This is a genomic window from Microcystis sp. M53602_WE12, from assembly GCF_030065455.1.
Classification (GTDB): domain Bacteria; phylum Cyanobacteriota; class Cyanobacteriia; order Cyanobacteriales; family Microcystaceae; genus Microcystis; species Microcystis aeruginosa.
Genome location: NZ_JASJFB010000767.1, coordinates 1 through 1,602, shown reverse-complemented (window position 1 = coordinate 1,602; position 1,602 = coordinate 1). Strand labels below are relative to the sequence as shown.

Sequence of the window (1,602 nt, the reverse complement as noted above, 5' to 3'; positions counted from 1 at the left end):
ATGTGTTAAACCGCGCTGGTATCGGTATGGAAGTAATGCACGAGCGTAATGCACACAACTTCCCCTTAGACTTGGCTAGTGGTGAACAGGCTCCTGTAGCTCTGATTGCTCCTGCTATCAATGGTTAATTCCTAGTCTGAACGAAAAGGCACTCCCGCAAGGGGGTGCTTTTTTGTGGCTAAATATTTTATGGTATGTCTAGCCTGGATCGTTCATCCGGTGAGTTTAGCTTCGGGGAGTAACAATTATCATTCAACTGCTCTTATCGATAACCGTCTTCTTTTTAAGTGCCTTCGGTACTCTGTTCTGGTTGTCTATCCCCTTAGTCATTCAGGTGATTATCGATAAGGTCATCATCCAGAACTCGCCTGAGGCTCTCAACTTTTGGGGTGTTTTCTTGATAGTGACGACTCTCTTTGCCAGTGCCTCGGAGATCGGCCTAACCGCTCTCACCGCCGCCATCATAGGCAACGGTCTGGCTAGGAAACTCTTTCTCAAAGTCGCTGTCACACTCCCTAAAGTCTTGGCCATGCTATCATTAATGGCTATTTACAGTCCTCAACTTGCCTTTGCTTCCACTGGACTAACTGCCCTAGCCTGTGGAACCTATTACCTTCTCAAAAGAAACAGATTGGTAGCCGAGTCTGGTTCAGAACCTCTTCCTCTTTCTTTCCGCTTGCCTTTGACCCTAATCGTACTCTTCCTTTTCTGGTATGGGGCTTCCCCAGTCCTCGCCGCTCAATTATCCCTGGGTCAGTTGATAGCATTTATTATTTTCAGTATCCAGTTCGTGGCTTTCTTATTGAGCCTGACGGCGGCTGCTACTAAGCCTATTTATTGAAGGCCGCTCTCATTTGGAGATGTTAATTAACGGTATCTGCATTAGGAAGCCCGTATAGATCCTTGACGGACTGGCGGGAGAGAACAATAATCGTGAAGACTCCGAGGATTGTCCCCAAGGGAGTGAATAAGCAGAGGATGCAGGCCATAACGAAGGAAAACCAGTATCTCTGGCGGCGTTTGAGGAATCGCCCCGATACAATGGTAGCAATAGCAAAAACTTCTCCTAATATGAAAAGTAGGCCACCAACAGCGGCGAAAATATATCCGGCTGCTTGAGGCGGTAAATTCCCAGATGAATGTACTGAAATAGATTCGGTAATGATGAGTAAACCGATAGTAAAGTGGATAAGTGGAAAGAGAGAGAAAAAGGCAAGAATCCCTCCCACAATATAGTGGAAGATTGATAATAATTTGAGATGTTGTCTATCGTTATTCGTATTCATGGCTCTTCTCGACTTTGTGTGATAATTTTTGCTTATGGAATCGTGAAATGTTTATCGGGTAAGACTTTTAGGGCTATTTTGCCGAAGAAACTATCAGTATAGACCTCGTTGCCACCTGAGAGGGGGACAAGCGAGCTAGAAGGTAGATAGGGCAAGCGATATAGCTCTTTGTCCCTTGATGTAATCCTTCAACCGATAGCGGCTAATTTGCATTAGCTCTTCTATATTTTTTGGGAACATTTGATGTAGCTGGAGCCAATGATAGAGATGTTGACCCACATAAAAACTGCTGTGTCTGCGTTGACCTTTATATCTT

General features: G+C 44.9%; 3 protein-coding genes. 1 reads left to right on the top strand and 2 read right to left on the bottom strand.

Annotated features, from left to right (window positions below):
• The first annotated feature begins 310 nt into the window (after positions 1 to 310).
• Positions 311 to 841 (top strand): ATP-binding cassette domain-containing protein, encoded by a 531-nt coding sequence (locus PX482_RS23635; protein ID WP_288027841.1) that lies wholly within the window; start codon positions 311 to 313, stop codon positions 839 to 841.
• 22 nt (positions 842 to 863) lie between these two features.
• On the opposite strand, the gene PX482_RS23630 is transcribed toward PX482_RS23635, so the two are convergent.
• Positions 864 to 1,286, bottom strand: coding sequence for a hypothetical protein (locus PX482_RS23630; protein WP_043999542.1), 423 nt, complete (start codon positions 1,284 to 1,286; stop codon positions 864 to 866).
• Positions 1,287 to 1,421: 135 nt separating this feature from the next.
• A partial coding sequence (locus PX482_RS23625; protein WP_287716773.1) for a transposase occupies positions 1,422 to 1,602 on the bottom strand: 181 nt, incomplete at its 5' end.